The organism is Microcystis sp. LEGE 08355 (genome assembly GCF_015207185.1).
In the GTDB taxonomy this organism is placed as follows: domain Bacteria; phylum Cyanobacteriota; class Cyanobacteriia; order Cyanobacteriales; family Microcystaceae; genus Microcystis; species Microcystis panniformis.
Genome location: NZ_JADEXI010000420.1, coordinates 1 through 4,119, shown reverse-complemented (window position 1 = coordinate 4,119; position 4,119 = coordinate 1). Strand labels below are relative to the sequence as shown.

The following is a 4,119-nucleotide window of genomic DNA, read 5'->3' as shown; positions in this document are numbered from 1 at the left end:
GTGTAGGGTTTTACCAGTTTTGAGGTGGCCAATTACCTAATTTTCAGGGAAAAAGTGCCTAAATTTCCCCCCGCTCACTCCCATATCCAGTACTTTTTGATTGACAAAAGGTCTAAAAGTCTTACCCAACAAGGTTTTTAGCTTTATTCAGCCAGCCTTAATTAGTGACCGGTAATCAGTGAACCATATCCTTGAAAACTGACAATCCGAAAACCAAGAAATCGTCAGGGAGGGTTAGCCATCCGTTACAACGGGTGGTAGCCTTGGCAACAGCGGATTTATCCCCCCATATCATTTATTAGTTTGATTGTCAATATCTTTTTTCATAGTTTCCCTAGATGTGTTAGCGGCAGTAGTACCGAAAAGCAATTTCTTGGCTGGGTTAAAGACAATTCATCGACATCTATCTTAACTATAAGTTAAATTAATGTTTAACAAAAATCGGCTTAAGACTAAAAGAACAATGAACATTATGGCTCCAAATGCTTAGTATTGGTTAGTTTAGCTAGATTGTAGATCGATGAAATTATCTAGAGATCGAGCAAGGAGCGTCAAGAATTCTGGGTTAGATCTATAAGTAAATTTTATTTTAAGTTTATTTAAGACTGTCATTACTAATGCAAGGCTGAGTCAGGGAGATTTTCCCGTAGTATCAGAAATGAAACTCGCTCCAATCGTTCACTCTGAGGACGAGCGAGAGGCAATTGTAGAGACTGCCGCTTTCACTAGCATTTAATTAAGAGGAACAACCGATGGCAACTTATAAAGTCACCCTAAAAACACCCGATGGCGATCATACAATTGAGGTTCCCGATGATGAGTACATTCTCGATGTAGCTGAAGAGCAAGGACTGGACTTACCTTATTCCTGCCGCGCAGGAGCTTGCTCCACCTGTGCAGGTAAACTTGAATCTGGTAGTGTCGATCAATCCGATCAATCCTTCTTAGATGACGATCAAATTGAAGCGGGTTATGTCCTCACCTGCGTCGCCTATCCTACCTCTGACTGTGTGATCCTCACCCACCAAGAAGAAGCTGCTTTGAAGTAATCTCTCTCCAGATCGTCAGAAAACTCCCGTTAAAGCCATGGCTTTAACGGGAGTTATTTTATGGCTCAAAAATTTTTTCCCTAAACACTTGTGTGTTTTAGCTAAGGGTGCTATGATTGTTAATCGTGGAATTAATGGGTCGGTGCCCGAGTGGTTAATGGGGGCGGACTGTAAATCCGTTGGCTACGCCTACGCTGGTTCGAATCCGGCCCGGCCCACCACGATCAATGCCCGTGTAGCTCAGTGGTAGAGCACACCCTTGGTAAGGGTGAGGTCATGAGTTCAATCCTCATCACGGGCTTTCTCTTCCCTGCTCATTCTCAATAAACCGTTGAAGGATGAGATTAAGTAAGTCTTCAGCACTATGGCGTTAACAGAAGTTATCCCCTAGCCCGATTAGGCATCGATCGCTTAAAATCGTCAAAATTAACTTATTTGTTGGCTCATGTCTCCCCTCGACAACATCGCTAAACTGTCTCACCTCACCCGCAGGGATGTTCAGAACAATTGGTGGATCGCTACAGCAGCGGGAAAACCAATTCAACCCGTCACCCTCAATGAAAAACAATACATTATTTGGCCGGCTGGCAGACAAATCCAATATCTAACTCAAAAAATTATTGTCCCCGAACATTTAGCCGGTTATCCTTTAGAGGGAATGGAACTGAGATTAATCCTAACTTGGTGGGCCGAAGATGTCAAAATTTATATTAATAATCAATTGATCCAAGCAGGAGACCTCTTTGATTCTTCCACGCGCATTTTACTTTCTAACTCGGTCTCTACTGGTCAAGAAATTCTTGTTACTCTCCGTTTAGTCAGTCCCAATCATGATATTGGTGGTTTGATGAAATCGCAGTTAATCTATGAATATAGCCAAGCGATCGATCCTAGTTTTGTTGCTGATGAATTGACCATTCTCCATAATTATCTACAAACTTTTTATCCTGAAAACTTAGCGGATTTTACCGCTACTCTCGATAATATTGACTGGGATAATGTCACCAACAAAGATAAATTTAATCGCTCCCTAGAATCAATTCGTCAATCCCTACAACCCCTCGCTCAACCTCTCAAAGAACGCAGTTTTCATCTTCTCGGCCACGCACATTTGGATCTGGCTTGGTTGTGGCCGTTGGCAGAAACTTGGCAAGTGGCACAAAACACTTTTATCTCGGTTTTAAACCTCCAAAAAGATTTTCCCGCCCTCATATTTGGTCATTCTAGCCCCCTAATTTACGAATGGATAGAAAAACATCATCCTGACCTGTTTCAAGCAATTATAGAGGCAGATAAAGGGCAATCCTGGGAACTTTTGGGCGGAATGTGGGTAGAACCAGAAGTCAATTTAATCTCCGGGGAATCCCTATTTCGACAGCTGCTTTATGGACAAAAATATTTTCAAGAAAAATTTGGACAAATCACTAAAACTGCTTGGCTGCCGGATACCTTTGGGTTTCCCTACCAATTGCCGCAAATTCTTAAATCCTTTGGCATCAAATATTTTATAACCGGGAAACTGCATTGGAATGATACGACTAAATTTCCCCACGGTTTTTTCTGGTGGCAATCTCCCGATGGTAGTAAAATTCTTTCCCTCATGTCTCCTCCCAATGTTGCCGGAGTTATGGATACTAACCCAATTATTATGACCGATCATGCTCTCAATTGGGAACGGCAAACCGGCTTAAAAGATATTTTTTGGTTGCCCGGTGTTGGCGACCATGGCGGCGGTCCGACTCGTGATATGTTAGAGGTGGCCCAACGTTGGCAAAAATCCCCTTTTTTCCCCCAGCTAAAATTTAGCCAAGCAACAACTTATCTGGACAGCCTGGAGACAAGTAATCTTCCTATCTGGGATGATGAATTATATCTAGAATTCCATCGCGGTTGTTATACCACCCACGCTGATCAAAAAGCCTATAATCGTTACTGTGAAATCCTCTTGTATCAAGGAGAATTATGGTCTTCTCTGGCTAATATTTTACTAGAGATTCCCTATCCGAAAGTCGAGATAGAATCCGCCTGGAAAAAGGTTTTATTAAATCAGTTTCATGATATACTGCCTGGTACTTCTATACCCGAAGTGTTTAGGGATGCCAATCAGTTATGGCGGCAAGTTATCAGCACAGGTGAAGCAATTTTACATCAAGCTTTACAGGCAATTGCCCCTCAAATTAATTTACCTAATCCCCCCCATCCCCAAGCAAAACCTTTTCTAGTTTTTAATTCTCTTAACTGGGAAAGAACCCAGGTTATCTCTTTACCTATAGAATCTGTAAATTGTTCAGTTTATGGCTTAAATAATTGTCTCTGTACCTCGCAATTATCCCACGACAATCAGCTATTATTTCTCGCTGAAAATATTCCTTCTGTGGGTTATAAGTTATTTTGGTTAGTTCCCAATCAGCAAGCAGCCGAGCAAAATTTAATTAACTGCCAATTGATTTTAGATAATGGCTTGGTTAAAGTTACTATTAACTCAGAAACGGGGGATATAGATAGTATATTTGATGTAATTAATCAAAAAGAAATCCTGCAAGCTGCCGGTAATCAATTACAGGCATTTAAAGATCAAGGACAATATTGGGACGCTTGGAATATCGATCCGAATTATCAACAATATCCCTTACCTAAAACAGTATTAAAATCGATCGAATGCTTAGAATATGGTTCCTTGCGCTGGCAGATTCGCGTGATCAGAAGTTTAGCTGATTCGGAATTTTGTCAAGATTATATCTTAGAAAAAGATTCTCCTATTCTCCAGATTAAAACTATTGTTAATTGGCAGCAGGAACATACTTTAGTAAAAACCGCTTTTCCTCTTACGCTAAACAGCGATTTTACCACCTATGAAATTGCCTGTGGTGCGATCAAGCGTTACCACGAACCAGAATCACCAAAATGGGAAGTTTACGGGCATAAATGGGCAGATTTAACCGATACAGAGGCAAACTATGGGGTTAGTCTTTTAAATAATAATAAATATGGCTATGATGCTACTAACCAGCAACTGCGATTAACTCTGTTGAGAAGTCCCCGATGGCCCGATCCCGAGGCGGATCTGGGG

Annotated in this window: 2 protein-coding genes and 2 tRNA genes; all 4 read left to right on the top strand. The window is 41.3% G+C overall.

What is annotated here, in order from left to right; genetic code table 11:
• Positions 1-752 precede the first annotated feature (752 nt).
• Complete coding sequence (locus IQ242_RS18285; protein WP_193960951.1) at positions 753-1,049, top strand: ferredoxin; 297 nt, start codon at positions 753-755, stop codon at positions 1,047-1,049.
• Between the two features lie 136 nt (positions 1,050-1,185).
• Positions 1,186-1,270, top strand: a tRNA-Tyr gene (locus tag IQ242_RS18280).
• Between the two features lie 8 nt (positions 1,271-1,278).
• Positions 1,279-1,350, top strand: a tRNA-Thr gene (locus tag IQ242_RS18275).
• 144 nt (positions 1,351-1,494) lie between these two features.
• Positions 1,495-4,119, top strand: a 2,625-nt coding sequence (locus tag IQ242_RS18270) for an alpha-mannosidase (RefSeq protein ID WP_193960950.1), incomplete at its 3' end; no start/stop codon positions are given.